Origin of the sequence: Stenotrophomonas sp. CASM114, assembly GCF_049384325.1 — a bacterium.
In the GTDB taxonomy this organism is placed as follows: domain Bacteria; phylum Pseudomonadota; class Gammaproteobacteria; order Xanthomonadales; family Xanthomonadaceae; genus Stenotrophomonas; species Stenotrophomonas muris.
Genome location: NZ_JBMRGJ010000015.1, coordinates 18,709 through 38,650, shown reverse-complemented (window position 1 = coordinate 38,650; position 19,942 = coordinate 18,709). Strand labels below are relative to the sequence as shown.

General features: G+C 68.0%; 15 protein-coding genes. 8 read left to right on the top strand and 7 right to left on the bottom strand.

All coding sequences use genetic code 11. The features are described 5' to 3' along the window. Positions 1–30: 30 nt before the first annotated feature. Entirely contained in the window at positions 31–2,187 is a 2,157-nt protein-coding gene (gene dcp / locus VG566_RS14415) for a peptidyl-dipeptidase Dcp (protein ID WP_142235528.1), read from the top strand. Between the two features lie 146 nt (positions 2,188–2,333). Here dcp and VG566_RS14410 read toward each other — a convergent pair whose 3' ends face one another. Continuing rightward, positions 2,334–2,780, bottom strand: a complete 447-nt coding sequence (locus VG566_RS14410) for a 3-dehydroquinate dehydratase (protein WP_004153636.1) — start codon at positions 2,778–2,780, stop codon at positions 2,334–2,336. Between the two features lie 3 nt (positions 2,781–2,783). Next, positions 2,784–3,185, bottom strand: coding sequence for a hypothetical protein (locus VG566_RS14405; protein WP_053496494.1), 402 nt, complete (start codon positions 3,183–3,185; stop codon positions 2,784–2,786). Positions 3,186–3,460: 275 nt separating this feature from the next. On the opposite strand from VG566_RS14405, the gene lepB reads away from it, so the two are divergent. Then, a complete protein-coding gene (gene lepB / locus VG566_RS14400; protein WP_241884590.1) occupies positions 3,461–4,087 on the top strand; it encodes a signal peptidase I in 627 nt (208 codons plus the stop codon). A gap of 123 nt (positions 4,088–4,210) precedes the next feature. Continuing rightward, positions 4,211–5,467 carry an MFS transporter gene (locus VG566_RS14395; RefSeq protein WP_241884589.1) on the top strand — a complete coding sequence of 419 codons (1,257 nt, stop codon included), beginning with the start codon at positions 4,211–4,213 and terminating at the stop codon, positions 5,465–5,467. 118 nt (positions 5,468–5,585) lie between these two features. Here VG566_RS14395 and VG566_RS14390 read toward each other — a convergent pair whose 3' ends face one another. Both VG566_RS14390 and VG566_RS14385 read right to left on the bottom strand, forming a co-directional pair. After that, a complete protein-coding gene (locus tag VG566_RS14390) occupies positions 5,586–6,494 on the bottom strand; it encodes a LysR family transcriptional regulator (protein ID WP_032956221.1) in 909 nt (302 codons plus the stop codon). A gap of 331 nt (positions 6,495–6,825) precedes the next feature. Continuing rightward, on the bottom strand, positions 6,826–7,794 hold the full coding sequence (locus VG566_RS14385; protein WP_241884588.1) for a LysR family transcriptional regulator: 969 nt from the start codon (positions 7,792–7,794) through the stop codon (positions 6,826–6,828). A gap of 110 nt (positions 7,795–7,904) precedes the next feature. Here VG566_RS14385 and aceB point away from each other — a divergent pair, with 110 nt between their 5' ends. The 4 genes from aceB to VG566_RS14365 all read left to right on the top strand — a co-directional run bounded on the left by aceB (position 7,905) and on the right by VG566_RS14365 (position 14,673). Beyond that, positions 7,905–9,527, top strand: coding sequence for a malate synthase A (aceB, locus tag VG566_RS14380; RefSeq protein WP_241884587.1), 1,623 nt, complete (start codon positions 7,905–7,907; stop codon positions 9,525–9,527). 64 nt (positions 9,528–9,591) lie between these two features. Beyond that, a complete protein-coding gene (gene aceA / locus VG566_RS14375; protein ID WP_019337654.1) occupies positions 9,592–10,893 on the top strand; it encodes an isocitrate lyase in 1,302 nt (433 codons plus the stop codon). 233 nt (positions 10,894–11,126) lie between these two features. Further along, positions 11,127–12,167: a GGDEF domain-containing protein gene (locus tag VG566_RS14370; RefSeq protein ID WP_032956218.1), complete on the top strand. Its 1,041-nt coding sequence runs from the start codon at positions 11,127–11,129 to the stop codon at positions 12,165–12,167. A gap of 13 nt (positions 12,168–12,180) precedes the next feature. Further along, on the top strand, positions 12,181–14,673 hold the full coding sequence (locus VG566_RS14365; protein ID WP_197556925.1) for a putative peptide modification system cyclase: 2,493 nt from the start codon (positions 12,181–12,183) through the stop codon (positions 14,671–14,673). A gap of 7 nt (positions 14,674–14,680) precedes the next feature. Here the strand turns inward: VG566_RS14365 and VG566_RS14360 are convergent, their stop codons facing one another. Further along, entirely contained in the window at positions 14,681–14,974 is a 294-nt protein-coding gene (locus VG566_RS14360; protein WP_032956215.1) for an NHLP-related RiPP peptide, read from the bottom strand. Between the two features lie 138 nt (positions 14,975–15,112). Here VG566_RS14360 and VG566_RS14355 point away from each other — a divergent pair, with 138 nt between their 5' ends. After that, positions 15,113–16,279: a putative peptide maturation dehydrogenase gene (locus VG566_RS14355; RefSeq protein ID WP_241884586.1), complete on the top strand. Its 1,167-nt coding sequence runs from the start codon at positions 15,113–15,115 to the stop codon at positions 16,277–16,279. Positions 16,280–16,298: 19 nt separating this feature from the next. On the opposite strand, the gene VG566_RS14350 is transcribed toward VG566_RS14355, so the two are convergent. Together VG566_RS14350 and VG566_RS14345 are read right to left on the bottom strand one after the other, a co-directional pair. Next, positions 16,299–18,314 (bottom strand): acetyl/propionyl/methylcrotonyl-CoA carboxylase subunit alpha, encoded by a 2,016-nt coding sequence (locus VG566_RS14350; RefSeq protein WP_423172647.1) that lies wholly within the window; start codon positions 18,312–18,314, stop codon positions 16,299–16,301. Between the two features lie 8 nt (positions 18,315–18,322). Beyond that, positions 18,323–19,933, bottom strand: a complete 1,611-nt coding sequence (locus VG566_RS14345; protein WP_046427997.1) for a carboxyl transferase domain-containing protein — start codon at positions 19,931–19,933, stop codon at positions 18,323–18,325. Positions 19,934–19,942: the final 9 nt, after the last annotated feature.

Sequence of the window (19,942 nt, the reverse complement as noted above, 5' to 3'; positions counted from 1 at the left end):
TCCATACCGTCTGCCCAAGGAGCGTTTTACATGTCGCGTACCGTAGTCCTGGCCGCCGCCATCAGCCTGGCGCTGGCGGCCTGTTCCGGCAAGGAGTCCACCCCCGTGTCCGATGCCCAGAAGACCCCGGCCCAGCAGCCGGCCGAAGCCTCCACCAATCCGCTGCTGAGTGCCAGCACGCTGCCGTTCCAGGCCCCGCCGTTCGACAAGATCAAGGACAGCGACTACCTGCCGGCCTTCGAAGAGGGCATGCGCCAGCACCTGGCCGACGTGCGCAGGATCGCCGACAGCAGCGAGCCGGCCACCTTCGACAACACCATCGTGGCGATGGAGCGCAGCGGCGAGACCCTGACCCGCGTGTCGCGCATCTTCTTCGGCCTGGTCCAGGCCGATACCAACGATGCGCGCCAGAAGATCCAGGAAGAAGTGGCGCCGAAGCTGGCCGCGCACCAGGACGAGATCAACCTCGATCCGAAGCTGTTCGCGCGCGTGAAGTCGCTGTACGACCAGCGTGACACGCTGGAACTGGACCCGGTGCAGAAGCGCCTGGTCGAGCACTACTACGACGGCCTGGTGCGCGCCGGTGCGCAGCTGTCCGACGCTGACAAGGCGACCCTGCGCAAGCTCAACGTGGAAGAGACCACGCTCTCCACCCAGTTCCATACCCGCCTGGTGGCCGCCACCGCCGCTGCGGCCGTCGTCGTCGACGACAAGGCCAAGCTGGCCGGCCTGGACGAGGGCGCTATCAACAACGCTGCGGCCGCCGCCAAGGACCGCAAGCTGGATGGCAAGTTCCTGCTGCCGCTGCAGAACACCACCCAGCAGCCGGTGCTCGGCTCGCTGAGCGACCGCGACCAGCGCGCCGCCGTGCTGAAGGCCTCGGAAACCCGCGCCGAGCGCGGCGATGCCAACGACACCCGGCAGACCGTGCAGCGCCTGGCCCAGCTGCGTGCGCAGAAGGCCAAGCTGCTCGGCTTTGACACCTTCGCCGACTACCAGCTGGGCGACCAGATGGCCAAGACCCCGGCTGCCGCGCTCAAGCTGCTGACCGACACCGTGCCGGCCGCCACTGCCAAGGCGCGTGCCGAAGCTGGCGAGATCCAGAAGGTCATCGACGCGCAGAAGGGCGGATTCCAGGTCGCTGCTTCGGACTGGGACTTCTACGCCGAGCAGGTTCGCAAGGCCAAGTACGATCTGGACGAGTCGCAGATCAAGCCGTACTTCGAACTGGACAACGTGCTGCAGAACGGCGTCTTCTACGCCGCCACCCAGCTGTACGGCATCACCTTCAAGCCGCGCACCGACATTCCGACCTACAACCCGGACATGAAGGTGTACGAAGTGTTCGACAAGGACGGCACCTCGCTGGCGCTGTTCTACACCGACTACTTCAAGCGTGACAGCAAGTCCGGTGGCGCCTGGATGGACGTGTTCGTCGAACAGGACGGCCTGACCGGTGCCAAGCCGGTGGTCTACAACGTCTGCAACTTCACCAAGCCGGCCGCCGGCCAGCCTGCGCTGATCAGCTTCGACGACGTCACCACCATGTTCCATGAGTTCGGCCATGCGCTGCACGGCATGTTCTCGAACGTGAAGTACCCGTCGATCGCCGGCACCGCGACCTCGCGCGACTTCGTCGAGTTCCCGTCGCAGTTCAACGAGCACTGGGCGCTGGACCCGAAGGTGTTCGCCAACTACGCCAAGCACTACAAGACCGGCGAGGCGATGCCGCAGGAGCTGGTCGACAAGATCCTCAAGGCACGCAGCTTCAACCAGGGCTACGCGACGACCGAGTACCTGTCGGCCGCGCTGCTGGACCTGGCCTGGCACACGCAGAAGGCCGACGCGCCGCTGCAGGATGTCGGCGCCTTTGAAGCCAGCGCGCTGAAGAAGTTCAAGGTCGACCTGCCGCAGGTGCCGCCGCGCTACCGCACCACCTACTTCGACCACATCTGGGGTGGTGGTTACTCGGCCGGCTACTACGCCTACTTCTGGGCCGAAGTGCTCGACCATGACGCCTACCAGTGGTTCACCGAGCACGGTGGGCTGACGGCGGCCAACGGCCAGGAGTTCCGCGACAAGATCCTCTCGCGCGGCAACAGCGTGGAGCTGTCGACCCTGTACCGCGATTTCCGCGGCAAGGACCCGTCGGTGGAACCACTGCTGAAGTTCCGCGGGTTGAAGTAAGAAAGCGAAAACGGCGGGGGCAACCCCGCCGTTTTTCTTTCTGTAGCGTCGAGCCATGCTCGACGTTCTTCTGTAGAGCCGAGCCCACGCTCGGCTGATGGTTCCTGGAAAGGCAGCCGAGCATGGGCTCGGCTCTACAAGCAGCGTTACGTTCCCACGTGCACCCGGTTGGCCTGCTCGGCCAGGCCCAGGTGATCCAGCGCGATATCCAGCGCCAGCACGTAGCTCTGCGCGCCGTAGCCGGCGGCGATGCCCAGGCGCTGGCCGACACCAGCCGGCAGGCACGGCTCGGCAACCGCGCCGTCGTCATGCACTTCCACATAGGCGTTGTGCAGGTAGGGCAGCAGGCGCTGCAGGCGCAGGCTGTTGGCACACGCGCCCGGATCGAGCAGGGTCACCTCGCCGCGGCTGTGATCGGCCACACGCAGCGCATCGAGCAGTTCCTGTTCCGAACCACAGGCACGGATCGCCACGCTGGTGCCGGCATCGATCGCACGATGCACCAGTGACTTCAGGACCGGTGCCGGCAGCGGCATCGCGGTGCGGATCAGGGCGCCGGCCGCTTCCGGGCCACGGATGATGAAGATCGACATGGCTCAGCCCTCCTGTGCCAGGCGGCGGCCGACAATGGCCAGCGACAACGGGTAGCCGGCCTGCTGGCTGCGCTGGTCGACCACCACGGCGGCGGGACCGTGCTGCAGGCGCAGGCGCGCATCCAGCCCTGGCTCGCTGGGGGCCTGCAGTTCGATGTACTGCGCCGGCAGCCGTTCCAGCGCCGCCTGCAGCGCGCCACCTTCGGCCTGCCATTGCGCCTCGTCAGCGGTACCGACATCCAGCAGTACCCAGTCGGCCGAGCGCGCCTGCGGCTGGCACAGGCACTGGCGTACCTCGGACAGGCTGGCGCAGTCGCTGCACAGCACGCGATGGCCGGCCAGCTGCGCCGGCAGTTGGGGACGCGGTGCCGACGAAGAGGCGTGGCGGATCACCAGGAGGGTCATACAACACCTTGCGGAATGCGCCCTGCGGCGCGGTGGGCACACGATGCGCGTGCCGCCCGTAAAGGTGCGATGCCCGCGGCCGGTCCCGCGCGTAAAACCTGCGTAACCCTTCCTGTAGAGCCGAGCCTGCGCTCGGCCGCTCTGCGCCCCAGTCGGGCAACCTCGACGCTGCAAGGAACAAGCCGAGCGTGGGCTCGGCTCTACCGGATCGCGTCGCGGGAACCTCTCCCGCCTGGATGTGGTCTGATGCAGCTACCACCTACCCGGAGCCTGCCATGGACGCCGTTGCCCGTCCTCCCTTGTCCGAACGCGCGCTGGTCTGGCTGAAGAAGGAAGCATTGCCGCTGCTGGTGATGCTCGGCCTGCTTGCCGCCGCCCGCGATACCCTCGCCAACCACTACGTGGTGCCGAGTGGCTCGATGCAGCCGACCCTGCAGCCGGGCGACCGGGTGGTGGTGGACATGCGCGCCTACGGCCTGCGCCTGCCGTTCATCGGCAAGGAACTGATGGCCACCGGCGTCCCGCAGCGCGGTGAAGTGGCGGTGTTCGATTCACCGGCTGACGGCACCCGCCTGATCAAGCGCGTGGCGGCGGTGGCCGGTGACCACGTGCAGATGCGCGAGGGCCATCTGAGCATCAACGGCCAGCCGCTGCAGATCGCCGATCTGCAGGACGTGGAAGCCTTCGGCGAGCGCCGTGCCCGCCTCGACCTGGACATGGGCGGCGGTCCGGACATCGCCGATCTGGTGGTGCCGGCCGGCAAGGTGCTGGTGCTGGGTGACCACCGCGGCAACAGCTTCGACGGCCGCTTCTTCGGCTTCGTCGACGCCGACAAGGTCTACGGCCGTGCGGTGGCGGTGTACTACCGCCGCGGCGACGGTTTCGAGTGGCAGCGCCTGTAAGCTGAATTGATACTTCTTGAGTATCAATCCTGACTTATCAGGTTATGGATCGACTGGATCGACAGGCCTAGTCTGAGGCCCGTTCCCTCCCATGCCCGGCCGCCCCACCGGCCCTTCGATCCCATGACTGGCGAAACCGCGGCGGCCGTCGAGCGCCGCCCCCCCACTGTCGATCCCATCGCCGAGACCCGCATCCAGCAGGGCACGCCGGCCTTCCGGCGCACCGCGCTGGCACTGTTCCTGGCCGGCTTCTCCACCTTCGGCCTGCTGTACACCGTGCAGCCGCTGCTGCCCGAGTTCAGCCGCCACTTCGGCGTGTCCGCCGCAGGCAGCGCGATGTCGTTGTCGCTGACCACCGGCACGCTGGCGGTGGCGATGCTGTTGGCCGGCCTGCTGTCCGATGCGGTCGGCCGTCGCCCGTTGATGATCGTTGCGCTGTTGGCGTCGGCCATGCTGTCGCTGAGCACGGCGCTGGTGGACGACTGGACCACGCTGCTGGTGCTGCGCACCCTGCTTGGCCTGGCGCTGAGCGGCGTGCCGGCAGTGGCGATGACCTACCTGGTCGAGGAGATGGACAGCCGCGCGCTGGGCCTGGCGATGGGCCTGTACATCGGCGGCAACGCCATCGGTGGCATGAGCGGGCGCCTGCTGGCCGGCATCATCGCCGATCACTGGGGCTGGCGCTGGGGCATCGGCGTGGTCTCGATCATCGCCGTGGCCAGCACCGTGCTGCTGTGGCTGCAGCTGCCGCCGTCGCGCCATTTCAGCGCGCGACGCGATGGCCTGCGCGAGTTGCCGTCGCGCTGGCGCACGCTGTTCGCCGACCGGGGCCTGCCGTGGCTGTTCGCCACCTCGTTCGTGCTGATGGGCGTGTTCGTCACCCTCTACAACTACCTGGGCTATCACTTGCTGGCGCCGCCGTACCACCTCAGCCAGACCGTGGTCGGGCTGATCTTCAGCGTGTACCTGGTGGGCACCTTCAGTTCGGCGTGGATGGGCCAGCAGGCTACGCGGTACGGGCGCGGCCGCATCCTGTCGATCTCGTTCGCGCTGATCGGCGCCGGCATCGCGCTGCTGGCGATGCCGTGGCTGAGCACGATGGCCCTGGGCATCGCGCTGGTGACCTTCGGCTTCTTCGGTGGTCACTCGGTGGCCAGCAGCTGGGTCGGCAGCCGTGCCGGTACGATGCGCGCGGAAGCGTCGGCGCTGTACCTGTTCGCCTACTACCTGGGCTCCAGCGTGCTGGGCGGGGTGGGTGGCCTGGCCTACGCGGCCTGGGACTGGTGGGGCGTGTGCGCGTTCGCTGCCGTGCTGACCCTGATCGGTGGTGGCATCGTCCGGGCGCTGCAGCAGCGCGCGCCGCAGCCGGTCACGGCCTGACGCCAGCCTCGCGTTCCGCACGGGCGCGGCGTTGCTCTGGTAGATGCCGACCTTGGTCGGCGCTCTGGCACGGCAGCCAACCAAGGTTGGCGTCTACCAAACCTAAGTGGGTGGCACTTCACCCTTCGGCGAACGCCTCGCGCAGCAGCCCGGCGAAGTTGCGGATCAGCGGCGTCACCCCCTCGCGGTGCCATGCCAGCTGCACCTCCGAATGCGCACCGGCATCGGCCAGCGCCACGAAGCGCGCGCCTTCCACGCGGATGTGATCGCAGGACGAGGGCAGGATCGCCGCACCCAGGCCTGCAGCCGCAAGACTGATCAATGTCGATGCCTCACCGGCTTCCTGCACGATGCGCGGCGTGAACCCGGCGGCCGCGCACAGCGCGATCATGTGGTCATGGATGCCCGCGCCCGCGCTGCGGCGAAATGCCACGAACGGCTCCTGCGCGAAGTCGCGTAGCGACAACGTGCCCTGCTTCGACAGCCTGCGCAGGGCAGGGTGGTCGGCATGCACGATCAACGCCAGTGGATCGACGAACAGGCTGTGCGCCACCAGCTCCGGCGGCAATGCGCGCTTGCGGATGATGCCCACGTCCAGTGAACCGTCGAGCAGCGCATCGATCTGCTGCAGCGTGTTCATTTCGCTCAGCTGCAGCCGCACCTGTGGGTACTGCTGGCGGTAGCGCAGGATCGAACGCGGAATCTGCGGCGACAGCGGCGTGGCCCGGGTCAGGCCGATACGCAGTTCGCCCTGCTCGCCGCGCTGCGCGCGCTGTACCTCGTCCACCGCGGTTTCCACCTGCTGCACGATGGCGCGCGCGCGCTCCTGCAGCAGCTCACCCGCAGGCGTCAGCTGCACACGACGATGGCTGCGCACGAACAGGCGCGCCCCGATCAGGTCTTCCAGCTGGCGGATCTGCTGGCTGAGCGGCGGTTGCGACATGCCCAGCCGCTCCGCCGCCTGGCCGAAGTGCAGCGTATCGGCAACAGCGAGGAAGTAACGCAGGTGGCGGAGTTCGATGGACATGCGCCCAGTCTATGCATCGCCAGCCGGAAATGGGGTCAGATCCGTTTTCCTGCGGAAAACGGATCTGACCCCGGTCACCCGTCATCCACGCATGGCGTGGATCTACCGTGTCGACCAAGGTCGACACCCACCAACAGCAGCGACCAACTGTCAGAGGCGGGGCGGTGTGGGTGGGCAGGACCGTTGGCGCCATGGATGGCGCCATCGAGCCCCCAAGGAGGGGTTCACGGCGTGTCCTGCCCACCCACACCGCCCCGCCATCTACGGATAGCAGGCTTTTGCTGTTGCTTTGGCTTCAGCAGGTGCAGGGCGCAGCCCTGCCGAACACCCCTCACCGCTCCGAATGCCCGCTCTGGTCGTAATCGCGCGGACTGAACAACTCCGGCTGGATCAGCTCGATGAACGCGCGCGCCTGCGCCGACAGCGCCTTGCCCCGGCGCACGATCACCCCGTAACTGCGCTCGGGGAACCAGCGCTTCATCGACCGCGCCGCCAACCGCTCGCGGTCGGCCTCGTGCAGGCACAGCGCCGGCACGATGGAAATGCCCATGCCCATCGCCACGTACTGCTTGATCACCTCCCAGCCGCCCACTTCCAGTGCTACGGTGTAGGCGATGCGGTGGCGCTGGAACACCTGGTCAACCAGCCGGTAGGTGATCTGCCGCTTCGGCGGCAGCACCAGCGGGTAGCGCGCGATGTCGGCCAGCTCCAGCTCGCCGCCACTGGCCAGCGGATGGTCGTGCGGCGCGATCAGTACCTGCTCGAAGCGGTAGGCCGGGGCGTAGGTCAGGTCGGCCGGTACATCGGTCATCGAACCGATCGCCAGGTCGGCGGCGTCCTCGCGCAGCAGGTCGGTGCCATCGGCGCTGATCGCGTTGTGCAGGGTCAGGCGCACGTCCGGGTGGTGCAGGCGGAAGCGCTCGACGATCTTCGGCAGCAGGTACAGGATCGTCGAGCTGTTGGCGGCGATGTTCAGCTCGCCCGCATCCAGGCCGCGCACCTTGTCGCGGAAGCGCGCCTCCAGCCCGTCCAGGTTCTCCACCAGCGGCTGCGCCATCTCGTACAGCAGCTGGCCCTCGCGGCTGGGTACCAGGCGGCGCCCACTGCGCTCGAACAACGGCACCCCCAGTTCCCGTTCCAGGGCCTGCAACTGCAGGCTGATCGCCGGCTGGCTGACGAAAAGTGCCTCAGCCGCCCGTGAGACCGAGCCCAGGCGCACCGTCTGGCAGAACGCACGCAACGGCTTCAGCCGATCGGATTTGTAGGAAAAACGCGGACTTGGCGGGTTGCGTGTGGTCATCGCGTCACAAGTATTAGCACAATTTATGTAGAACATTGCAAAAACTGTTTTGCCAAATACTCGGCCCCGGCGGCACCGTGGAGGCGTTCCCCCACCGCTGGAGTCGCCCCATGTCCGCCGTCGCTTCCGCTGTTCCCACCCTCGCCAGCAAGGCCACCCCCGGCATCGCCCTGGCGACCCGCGTGGCCGGCCAGGACACCCTGCTGCCGGCGCCGCTGCTGGCCCTGCTGGTGTCGCTGCACCGTGCGGTGGAACCGGGCCGGCAGGCACGGCTGCAGGCGCGCCGCGAGCGCCAGGCGTTCTTCGATCAGGGCGGCCTGCCGGACTTCCGCGAGGACACCGCTGCGATCCGTAGCGGCGACTGGCGCGTTGCGCCGCTGCCGGCCGCGCTGCAGGACCGCCGCGTCGAGATCACCGGCCCGACCGATCCGAAGATGGTCATCAACGCGCTGAACTCCGGCGCCAAGGTGTTCATGGCCGACTTCGAGGATTCGACCTCGCCGACCTGGCGCAACCTGCTGGCCGGGCAGCAGTCGCTGGCCGCCGCGGTGCGTGGCGATCTCGACTACACCGCCCCCAATGGCAAGCACTACACGCTGCGCCCGCATGACGAGCAGGCGGTGCTGATCGTGCGGCCACGTGGCTGGCACCTGGACGAAAAGCACGTGCGCATCGATGGCCAGTTCATCGCCGGCGGCCTGTTCGACGCGGCGGTGTTCGCCTTCCACAACGCCCGCACCCTGCAGGCGAAGGACCGCGGCCCGTACTTCTACCTGCCCAAGCTGCAGAGCATGGAAGAGGCGGCGCTGTGGGAAACCGCGCTGTCGCACATCGAAGGCATGCTCGGCCTGCCGCACGGCCAGATCAAGGTGACCGTGCTGATCGAAACGCTGCCGGCGGTGTTCGAGATGGATGAGATCCTGCACGCGCTGCGTGACCGCATCGTCGGCCTGAACTGTGGGCGCTGGGACTACATCTTCTCGTACCTGAAGACCTTCCGGCGCCACGCCGACCGCGTGCTGCCCGAGCGCGGCCAGGTGACCATGACCCAGCCGTTCCTGAAGGCCTATTCGGAACTGCTGATCCAGACCTGCCATCGCCGTGGTGCACATGCGATGGGTGGCATGGCCGCGCAGATTCCGATCAACAACGATGCCGCCGCCAACGAACAGGCGATGGCCCGCGTGCGCGCTGACAAGCTGCGCGAAGTGACCGCCGGCCACGACGGCACCTGGGTCGCGCATCCGGCGCTGATTCCGGTGGCGATGGCGATCTTCGACGAACACATGCCCGGTGCGAACCAGCACAGCGTGCTGCGCCAGGATGTGTGCGTCGGCCGCGACGAACTGATCGCACGGCCGCCCGGCACCATCACCCGCGCCGGCTTCGAAGGCAACGTGGAAGTCTGCGTGCGCTACCTGGCGGCATGGCTGGATGGCAACGGCTGCGTGCCGATCCACCACCTGATGGAGGACGCGGCCACCGCCGAGATCAGCCGCAGCCAGTTGTGGCAGTGGCTGCATACGCCGGGCCAGCAGCTGGACGATGGCACCGCCATCGACCTGGCACTGATGGATGCCACGCTGGCACAGCTGCCGGCACGGCTGGGTGACACCGCCACGCTGCCCGGTGGCGCACGCATCGGCGAGGCCATCGCCCTGCTCGGCGAACTGAGCCGCAGCGACGAACTGACCGATTTCCTGACCCTGCCGGCCTACGCGCGCATCGACTGATCGTCGCCCGCGATTCCCGGCGTTTCCCTCCCCGCTGCACGCACGAACCGAACTGGAGAAAGACATGAGCAAGCTGCCCACTGCCGAACAGATCCAGCACGACTGGGATACCAACCCGCGCTGGGAAGGCATCCAGCGCAACTACAGTGCCGCCGACGTGGTGCGCCTGCGCGGCACCGTCCACATCGAGCATTCGCTGGCCCGCCTGGGTGCGGAGAAGCTGTGGGCATCGCTGCATGAGCGCGAGTTCGTCAACGCGCTGGGTGCATTGACCGGCAACCAGGCCATGCAGCAGGTCAAGGCGGGCCTGAAGGCGATCTACCTGTCCGGTTGGCAGGTGGCGGCCGACGCCAACCTGGCCGGGCAGATGTATCCGGACCAGTCGCTGTACCCGGCCGATTCGGTGCCGGCAGTGGTCAAGCGCATCAACAACACGCTGCTGCGCGCCGACCAGCTGCACCACGCCGAAGGCAAGGACGACATCGACTTCCTGCAGCCGATCGTCGCCGATGCGGAGGCCGGTTTCGGCGGCGTGCTCAATGCGTTCGAGCTGATGAAGGCGATGATCGAGGCCGGTGCCGCCGGCGTGCATTTCGAAGACCAGTTGGCGTCGGTGAAGAAGTGCGGGCACATGGGCGGCAAGGTGCTGGTGCCGACCCGCGAGGCGATCGAGAAGCTCAACGCCGCGCGCCTGGCCGCCGATGTGCTGGGCGTGCCGACCCTGCTGGTGGCGCGCACCGATGCCGAAGCGGCTGATCTGCTGACCAGCGACATCGACGGCAACGACAAGCCGTTCACCACCGGTGAGCGCACCGTCGAAGGCTTCTACAAGACCCGCAACGGCCTGGACCAGGCGATCAGCCGCGGCCTGGCCTATGCGCCCTACGCCGACCTGGTGTGGTGCGAGACCGGCAAGCCGGACCTGGAGTTCGCACGCAGGTTCGCCGAGGCGATCCACGCGAAGTTCCCGGGCAAGCTGCTGGCCTACAACTGCTCGCCCAGCTTCAACTGGAAGAAGAACCTGGACGACGCCACCATTGCGAAGTTCCAGCGCGAACTGGGCAGCTACGGCTACAAGTTCCAGTTCATCACCCTGGCCGGGTTCCATGCGTTGAACTACGGCATGTTCAATCTGGCCCACGGCTACGCACGCCGCCAGATGAGCGCGTTCGTCGAGTTGCAGGAAGCCGAGTTCGAAGCGGCCGAGCGCGGCTTCACTGCGGTCAAGCACCAGCGCGAGGTCGGTACCGGCTACTTCGATGCGGTGACCCAGGCGATCCAGCAGGGCCAGTCGTCGACCACCGCGCTGACCGGCTCGACCGAGGAAGAACAGTTCCATGGCGGGCGCAGCGAACGCGCGGCGTGATGCGGCGCGCCGCGTGATCCGGTGGTGCCGGCAACTTGGCCGAAACCCTGTGAAACCCGGCATCGGATTGATCCAGCAGGAGTTTTGCCCGGACACCCGTGACCAGAACGGGCCATCACCGATCTTCACATCAATCAAGATCGGCAGAAGGGTCAAACTGAGATAGGGCGCACACTTTAAAGCGGTGCTATGCTCCGCGGCTCACCAGGGGACGCTGGCGGCGGGTGCAGGGAATGACCGGCAGGGGTGCGGCCGAGAACAGTGATGTGACGACAGGTATCGCCCGGGTGGCGATGGCCGAGATCGTGCACGCTCTGTTGTCCGATGCCGAGGTGGCATTGTTCGCCAGATTCGCCCGCGCATGCAAGCTCCGTGCCGGACAGTGGCTGTTCCAGCGTGGCCACCGCGGCGAGCGCATGTATGTGATCCTCGAAGGCCAGATCGAACTGGACTTCGGCGAGGACCTGGTGATCAAGACGCTCGGGCAGCACGAGTTCTTCGGAGAACTGGGCCTGTTGGTCGGCGACCACCTGCGCAGCGCCAGTGCGCGCGCGCTGGTCGACTGCGATGTGCTGGAGCTGGGCCCGGCCGATTTCCATCGGCTGGTCGAATCCGATCCCGGCCTGGTGGCCTATTTCCTGCGCCGCACGATCATGCGCGTGCTGGCCAACGAACAGGCACTGATCGCACAGCTGCGCCGGCGCAACCACGATCTGGAAACCGCGCTGGACAATCTGTACATCACTACCCATCAGTTGACCCACACCCGTGAGCTGGTGCGTACCGATGAACTGACCGGGCTGCACAACCGGCGAGGCCTCACCCTGTACCTGCAGGAGTGCCGCGAGCGGGCCGAGGGGCCGCCGCAGGCGCTGCTGCTGATCGATTGCGACCGCTTCAAGCAGATCAACGACCGCCACGGCCACCAGGCCGGCGACCGCGTGCTGCAGAGCATGGGCAACATCCTGCGCTCGATGGCCGGCGAGCAGGACCTGGCCTGCCGGCTTGGTGGCGATGAGTTCTGCCTGATCCTGCGCCGTGGCAATCACGAGATCGTGCAGCACGCGGCCGAGTTCATCATCAGTGCGGTGCATGGCCTGCTCGAGCGCAGCCATGGCACGCCGCATGTGAGCCTGGTCAGCATCGGCGCCTGCCTGCTGGCGCCGGAGGCAGGCTGGAGCGAGTGGTATGCCTGCGCGGATCGTGCGCTGTACCAGGCCAAGCGCGATGGCGGCAACTGCCTGCGCTGGGCGGATGATCCGGACGGCCAATAGGGAGAGGCAGGCGATGAATGGCGACAACGGAACGTCAGCCCCGCATAGCCCACAGCTGCGCGCCCTGCTGTTCACCGATCTGTGTGATTCGCTGCAGCTGGTCGAGCGGATCGGCGATGTGGCGGCGGCAAGCCTGTTCCAGGAACACGATCGCCTGGTACTGGTGCTGCAGCAGCGCTGGAACGGCCAGCTGATCGATCGCTCCGATGGCTTGTTCATGCTGTTCGAGCGCGCCGTCGACGCACTGGGCTTCGCCCTGGACTACCAGCGCGAACTGCACGCGCTGGGCCAGCAGCGCGCGATTGAACTGCGCGCGCGCGCCGGCCTGCACGTGGGCGACGTGCTGACCTGGGAGAACAGTACCGAGGCGGTCCGTGCCGGTGCCAAGTCGATGGAGGTGGAAGGCCTGGCCAAGCCGATGGCGGCGCGCCTGATGATGCTGGCCCGCCCCGGCCAGATCCTGCTGTCGGCGGTGGCCGAATCGCTGACCCGCCGTGCCACCGATGCACTGGGCGAGCGTGGCACGCGCCTGCTGTGGAAATCGCACGGGCGCTGGCGCTTCAAGGGCGTGCCGGTGGTGCAGGAAGTGATCGAAGTGGGCGAGATCGGTTCGGCGCCGCTGCGCATGCCGCGCGCCAACGCCAAGGCGCGCCGCGACCTGCCGCTGTGGCGGCAACCGCTGGTGCTGGCCGCCGAAGGCCTGATCCTTGCCGCGGCCGTGCTGGGCGGCTGGCTGCTGCTGCGGTCGGAGCCGGCCATTGCCTTCGCCGAACGTGACTGGGTGGTGCTTGGCGATGTCGACAACCTCACCGGCGATCCGATCTTCGATGACTCGATGCGGCACGCGATCCGGATCGCGCTGGAACAGTCGCGCTACGTGAACGTGCTGTCGGAAGGCAAGATCCGCGAAAGCCTGGAAATGGCGCGGCTCTCGGGCGATACCCGGCTCAACCGCGATACCGCGGTCGATGTGGCGGTGCGGGAGGGCGCGCGCGCGGTGCTGCTGCCGACCGTGCGGCAGAAGATCGGTGGCTACGAGCTGGCCATCGATGTTGCCGCACCGGGCAGTGGCCAGGTGATCCAGACCTTCACCGCCACCGCCGATCGATCCGACCAGATGGTGTTCGCGGTGGACGACGTGGTCGGTCGCCTGCGTCGCGGACTGGGCGAGTCGGTGGCCAGCCTGGAGCAATCCCTGCCGCTGCCGCGCGCCTCGACCCAGGACCTGCGCGCACTGCGCGCGTTCGCGCTGGCCGAGAGCGCACTGGGTCAGCGTCGCTTCGAAGAAGCCCGCAACCTCTACCAGGCCGCGATCGACATCGATCCCGGTTTTGCCTTGGCCTACATGGGCGTGGCCAAGCTGCATGCGCGCGTCGAGGAAGGGCGGCGCGCGCGCGAAGCCATGCAGCACGCGCTGGACCTGCAGGATCGCCTGCCGCCACGCGAGCGGCTGTACCTGAAGGCCTGGATGGCCGAGCTGGAGCCCGGTGGCTGGCCGCTGGAGCACTGGCGCACGCTGGCCAAGGTCTATCCGGATTCGTTCGCGGGGCTGTCCAACACGTCCTGGTACCTGTTGCAGGCCAACCAGTTCAGCGAGGCCGAACCCTATGCGCGTGCGGCTGCGGTGCCGCAGGATCCGCTGCGCCTGTATCCGCTGGTCCACCTGGTGCGGATACAGATCGCCGCCAACCAGCCGCAGCTTGCGGCCGGGACGCTGGCCCAGGCACAGGTCCTGCGCGGTCGTGATGATGTCGATGAGACCGGCGTGGACGTGCTGGTGGCGCAGGGACAGTATGCGAAGGCCGCGCAGCTGCTGCCGCAGATCCGTGCCACCGATGCCCTGCAGCAGCGCATGAAGCTGCGCGCGCAGCTGCTGCTGGCGGCCGCGCAGCGCGATTGCGCGGCCATGCAGCAGGCGGTACGCGAAGACGCACCGGCGCCGACGCTGGCCGACTTCCAGGTGCAGCAGCGACTGCAGCACGCCAGCGTATCGGCGCTGTGCGGCACGGCGGACCGGACCGGACTGCAGGCCATCGCCGCACTGCTGCAGCCGATGCTGCAGGAGCGCGATGATCCCATGCTGCATGCGCGTGTCCTGCAATGGCTGGCGCTGGTGCACCTGGCCCAGCGCCAGGGCCAGTTCGATCTGGCCAGGCGCTGGCTGGACGAGCAGCGGCCGCTGCTGAGCAGCCTGCGTAGTCCAGTCGCGGAACGCTGGCTGCGCATCGTCAGCGCGGAGGATCAACTGCAGATGCAGCGACCGGATGCCGCCCGCACCCTGATCGAGCCGATGCTCGACGGCAACGAGCCGGTGCAGGCCCACGTGGTGCTGCTGCTCGCGTTGCGTGCGCAGGGCGACGCCGCCGCCGTCCGCCGCCAGCAGGCCTGGCTGGCCCAGCACCGGGGCCGGGCGATTGCCGAGGTCACCGCGCTGCAGGTGTGGCAACCGCTGAACGTGCATGACGTCTCCACGTGGGCGACGCCGGCCACGGCCGGCGCACCGTGATGGTCGGTCAGCCGTCGATGCGTTCGCCGACCTTGCCGGCTTCGAAGCAGAACACCACGGTCATGGCCGCTACCGACCCGGACAGGTGGGCCTGCAGCCCATCACGCACCCGGCTCAGTTCCTCGACCGAGGCCAGGGTGCCGATCTTCATGCAGTCGTTTTCGCCAACGGCACCGTCCAGCCCGATCGAGGCCAGGGCCTTGGCCGGCGAAGCGGTGAAGTGGCTGCGGAACGCTTCGCTGCCGATCAGGTGGTCCAGCAGGGTGCTGGCGTCGGCGGCGGAAAGACGGGGATGGCTCATGGGGATTGTCCGTAGGTGGAGCTACTCGTATCGGCCGCGACAGCCTGCCATTGAGGGCCGCGCTGTGCACGTCGCTAAAGTTGGCCGCGCTGCGGTCGTTGCTGCTATGCCGGCTGTGCGGCACAAGGAAGGAAACCGATGCGCCTGCGCCGCTGCGCCAGCCTGATGTTCGAGCCTCGCGAGGCGGTCACCCTGGACCTGCGCGCGATGCTGGCCGGCCACGCCGAGATGGACAGCCAGATCAGCTGGGTGGCGCTGGCCGCCCACCTGGACCAGCCACTGCCGGTGGACGCCGAGGAGCGCCAGCTGCTGGGCGGGCTCAGCGCGCACCGCTGGAGCGAACCGCCCGCCGATGCCTGCCCGGCCATGCTGGCCCGCCTGGTCGAACAGGGCCTGCTGTTGACCGACCCACCGAGCGAGGTGGGGCACCAGATGCGCGACGAGGCGCTGCGGCGCAGCCAGTGGTGGCCATTGGCTGCGCTGGCCCATCGCCATGCGCGCTGGCAGGCCGTGGACAGCGTGGAGGACATGCGCCGGCAGGGGTTGGACACCGCGGCCGGCCTGCGCCAGCGCCTGGGGCCGCCACCGCCGGTGGTGCAGCCGATGCAGGGCGACTACCAGCCGCTGCCGCGCAGCGAAGAGGCCGCGTTCGATGCACTGCTGGCGCGTCGCACCACCTGCCGCAATTTCGACCCGCAGCGCGCGTTGCCGCTGCCACTGCTGGCCCAGGTGCTGCAGCGGACGTTGATGGCGCACGCGGTGCAGAAGGTCGAGCGCGATACCGAGTTCCTGAAGAAGAACGTGCCTTCCGGTGGCGGCCTGCATCCCACCGAGGGCTTCCTGCTGGTGCAGAACGTGGAAGGATTGGCACCGGGCTTGTACCACTATCATCCGGTGCAGCACGCCGTGCTGCCGCTGCCCTCGCCACCGCCGCAGGCGTTGCCTGCGATGGCGCGGCGGATGCTGTCCGGGCAGGCGTGGTTCGCCGATGCGCCAGCGCTGCTGGTACTGGCACCGCGTTATGACCGCTGCTTCTGGAAGTATCGCAACCATGCCAAGGCGCACCGTGCGGTGACGCTGGACGTGGGCCACATTTCGCAGTTGCTGTACCTGTGCGCCACCGAGCGCGGGCTGGCAGCATTCGTGACAGCGGCGATCAACGATGCCGATGTCGATCGTGCTTTTGGGTTCGATGGCATCGGCCAGAGCGCGTTGGCCATCTGTGGCCTGGGCTGGCGCAGTGCCACGCTGGACACGGCCGAATTCGATCCGGCCGGGCGGGTGGCGACGGGCGACGACCGCTGAGCGGCCGTCGCCCCGGCGATCAGGTCGCCTCGAAGTCCACCAGCACCGCGCCGTCGCCGACCTGGTCGCCGGCCTTGGCACGGTAACCCTTCACCGTGCCATCGGCCGGTGCCTGCAGGGTGTGCTCCATCTTCATCGCTTCCAGCACCACCAGCGGCGTGCCGCGCTTGACCTCGGTACCGGCCGCGACCAGCGTGGCCACGATCCTGCCCGGCATGGGTGCCAGCAGGCTGCCGGCGTCGGCCACGGCGTGGTCCGATTCACCCACTGGATCATGCAGGGTGAAGCGGTGCTGGCCGTCGGCGCCGAACAGGTACAGCTGGTTACCGTCGCGCAGCAGCTGCAGCGACCCGCGGCGCTCGCCCAGCTGCACCGTCAGTCCGTGCACATCGGCCGTGCCGATCACCCGCACCGGTGCAGCGTCATCGCACTGCACGCGCCAGCCATCGGCCTGCGCCCACACCTTCAGCGTGTGCTTGCGTTCGCCCTGCTGCAGCGGCACTACGCGCGGCGCGGACGCACCGAGGCGCCAGCCATCCTGTGACCGCCACGGCGAATGCGGATCGCGCACGTCGGTGCTGGCGGGCGCCGTGCTTGCCACCGCGGCCACGGCGGCCAGCAGCCACAGGTCCGCACCCGCGTCGCCCACGGCACTCAATGCCGCCTGTTCGCGTTCGATCAGCGCCGTATCCAGCCTGGCGTGCGCGAACGAATCGGTATTCACCAGGCGGCGCAGGAAGCCGGCGTTGGTGGTCACGCCCACCACCTGGCAGTCGGCCAGGGCCTGGCTCATGCGGCGCAGCGCGGCGCCGCGGTCCACGTCCCAGACGATCAGCTTGGCGATCATCGGATCGTAGTACGGGGTGATGCTGTCGCCTTCCTCCACGCCGGTATCGACGCGCACGTTGGCCGACGCTGCCGGCAGGCGCAGGCGGCGCAGGGTGCCGGTGGAGGGCAGGAAGCCACGGTCGGCATCCTCGGCGTACAGACGCGCTTCGATCGCGTGGCCGTGGATGGCCAGCTGGTCCTGGCGCAGCGGCAGCGGTTGGCCCGAAGCCACGCGCAGCTGCCACTCCACCAGGTCGGTGCCGGTGATGTATTCGGTGACCGGGTGCTCGACCTGCAGGCGGGTGTTCATTTCCATGAAGTAGAAATCGCCGTCCGGGCCGGCGATGAATTCCACCGTGCCCGCACCCTCATAGCCCACTGCGCGTGCGGCATCGACCGCGGCCTTGCCCATTGCAGCACGACGTTCCGCGCTCATGCCCGGCGCGGGTGCTTCTTCCAGCACCTTCTGGTGGCGGCGCTGCACCGAGCAGTCGCGCTCGAACAGGTAGACCGCCTCACCGTGGCTGTCACCGAACACCTGGATCTCGATATGGCGCGTGCGCTCGACGTACTTCTCGACCAGCACGTGGTCGTTGCCGAACGCCGAGGCCGCCTCGCGCTGGCAGCTGGCCAGCGCATCGACGAAGTCCTCGCTGCGTTCGACCTTGCGCATGCCCTTGCCACCGCCACCGGCGCTGGCCTTGATCAGCACCGGGTAGCCGATGCCATCGGCCTGCGCGCGCAGGAAGTCCGGCGCCTGCTGGTCACCGTGGTAACCCGGCGTCAGCGGCACACCGGCCTTGGCCATCAGCGCCTTGGCCGCGCTCTTGTCACCCATCGCGCGGATGGCGCTGGGCGGTGGCCCGATGAAGGTGATGCCGGCGGCGGCGCAGGCATCGGCGAAGTCGGCATTCTCGGACAGGAAGCCATAACCGGGGTGGATGGCCTGTGCGCCGGTAGTGCGCGCGGCATCAAGCAGGGCATCGCCACGCAGGTAGCTCTCGCGTGCGGCGGCCGGGCCGATGTGGACGGCTTCGTCGGCCAGGCGCACATGGCGTGCGTTGCGGTCGGCATCGGAATACACCGCCACGGTGGCGATGCCGAGGCGGCGGCAGGTAGCGATGACGCGGCAGGCGATTTCGCCGCGGTTGGCGATCAGGACTTTGCTGAACATGGCAACGTGCTTCATAGGAGCGTGCTCGGTCATGGCACGGGTCACATGCGGAACACGCCGAAGCGCGTCTGCTGCGGGGCGGCGTTGAGGCTGGCCGACAGCGCCAGCGCCAGCACCTGGCGGGTGTCGGCCGGATCGATCACGCCGTCGTCCCACAGGCGCGCGCTGGCGTAGTACGGGTGGCCCTGCTGTTCGAACTGGTCGCGGATCGGTGCCTTGAAGGCATCCTCTTCCGCCGCCGGCCACTGGCCGCCCTTGGCTTCAATGCCATCGCGCTTGACCGTGGCCAGCACACTGGCGGCCTGCTCGCCGCCCATCACGCCGATGCGCGCGTTCGGCCACATCCACAGGAAGTTCGGCGAGTACGCACGGCCGCACATGCCGTAGTTGCCGGCACCGAACGAGCCGCCGATCACCACGGTGAACTTGGGCACCCTGGCACAGGCCACCGCCATCACCAGCTTGGCGCCGTCCTTGGCGATGCCGCCCTGTTCGTACTTGCGGCCGACCATGAAGCCGGTGATGTTCTGCAGGAACACCAGCGGGATGTTGCGCTGGGTGCACAGCTCGATGAAGTGCGCGCCCTTCAGGGCCGACTCGGAGAACAGGATCCCGTTGTTGGCGATGATGCCGATCGGGTAGCCGTTCAGATGGGCGAAACCGGTCACCAGCGTTGCGCCGTAGCGCGGCTTGAACTCGTCGAAGCGCGAGCCATCCACCAGCCGCGCGATCACTTCGCGAACGTCGTAGGGTTTGCGCGTATCGGCCGGGATCACGCCATACAGCTCATGGGCCGGCAGCAATGGCGCTTCAGGGGGCCGCACCGCCATCGCCGGTTCCGGCTTGCGCCAGTTGAGCTGGGCGATGATCGCGCGCACCCGTGCCAGTGCCTGCAGATCGTTGTCAGCCATGTGGTCGGCCACGCCGGAGATGCGGGTGTGCACGTCGGCGCCACCCAGTTCCTCGGCCGTGACCACTTCACCGGTGGCCGCCTTCACCAGCGGCGGGCCGCCGAGGAAGATCGTGCCCTGCTCGCGCACGATCACGGTCTCGTCGCTCATCGCCGGCACATAGGCGCCACCGGCAGTGCAGCTGCCCATCACGCAGGCGATCTGCGGAATGCCCTGCGCCGACAGGTTGGCCTGGTTGTAGAAGATGCGGCCGAAATGGTCGCGGTCGGGGAAGACTTCGTCCTGCAGCGGCAGGAACGCGCCACCGGAATCGACCAGGTAGATGCACGGCAGGTGGTTCTGCTCGGCGATCTCCTGCGCGCGCAGGTGCTTCTTCACCGTCATCGGGTAGTAGGTGCCGCCCTTGACCGTGGCGTCGTTGGCCACGATCACGCATTCCACGCCGCTCACCCGGCCGATGCCGGCCACCACGCCCGCGGCGGGCACGGCGTCTTCATACATGCCGTGCGCGGCCAACGGCGCGATTTCCAGGAAGGCGCTGCCGGGGTCGAGCAGGGCGTCGATGCGGTCGCGCACCAGCAGCTTGCCGCGCGCGGTGTGCTTGGCGCGTGCCGCCTCGTTGCCACCCAGCGCAGTGCGCGCGAGGGTGGCATGCAGGTCGTCGACCACGGCCTGCATGGCCGCGCGGTTGCTTTCAAACGTTTCGCTGCCTGGTTGCAGCTGGCTGTTCAGGACGGTCATCGCGGTGGC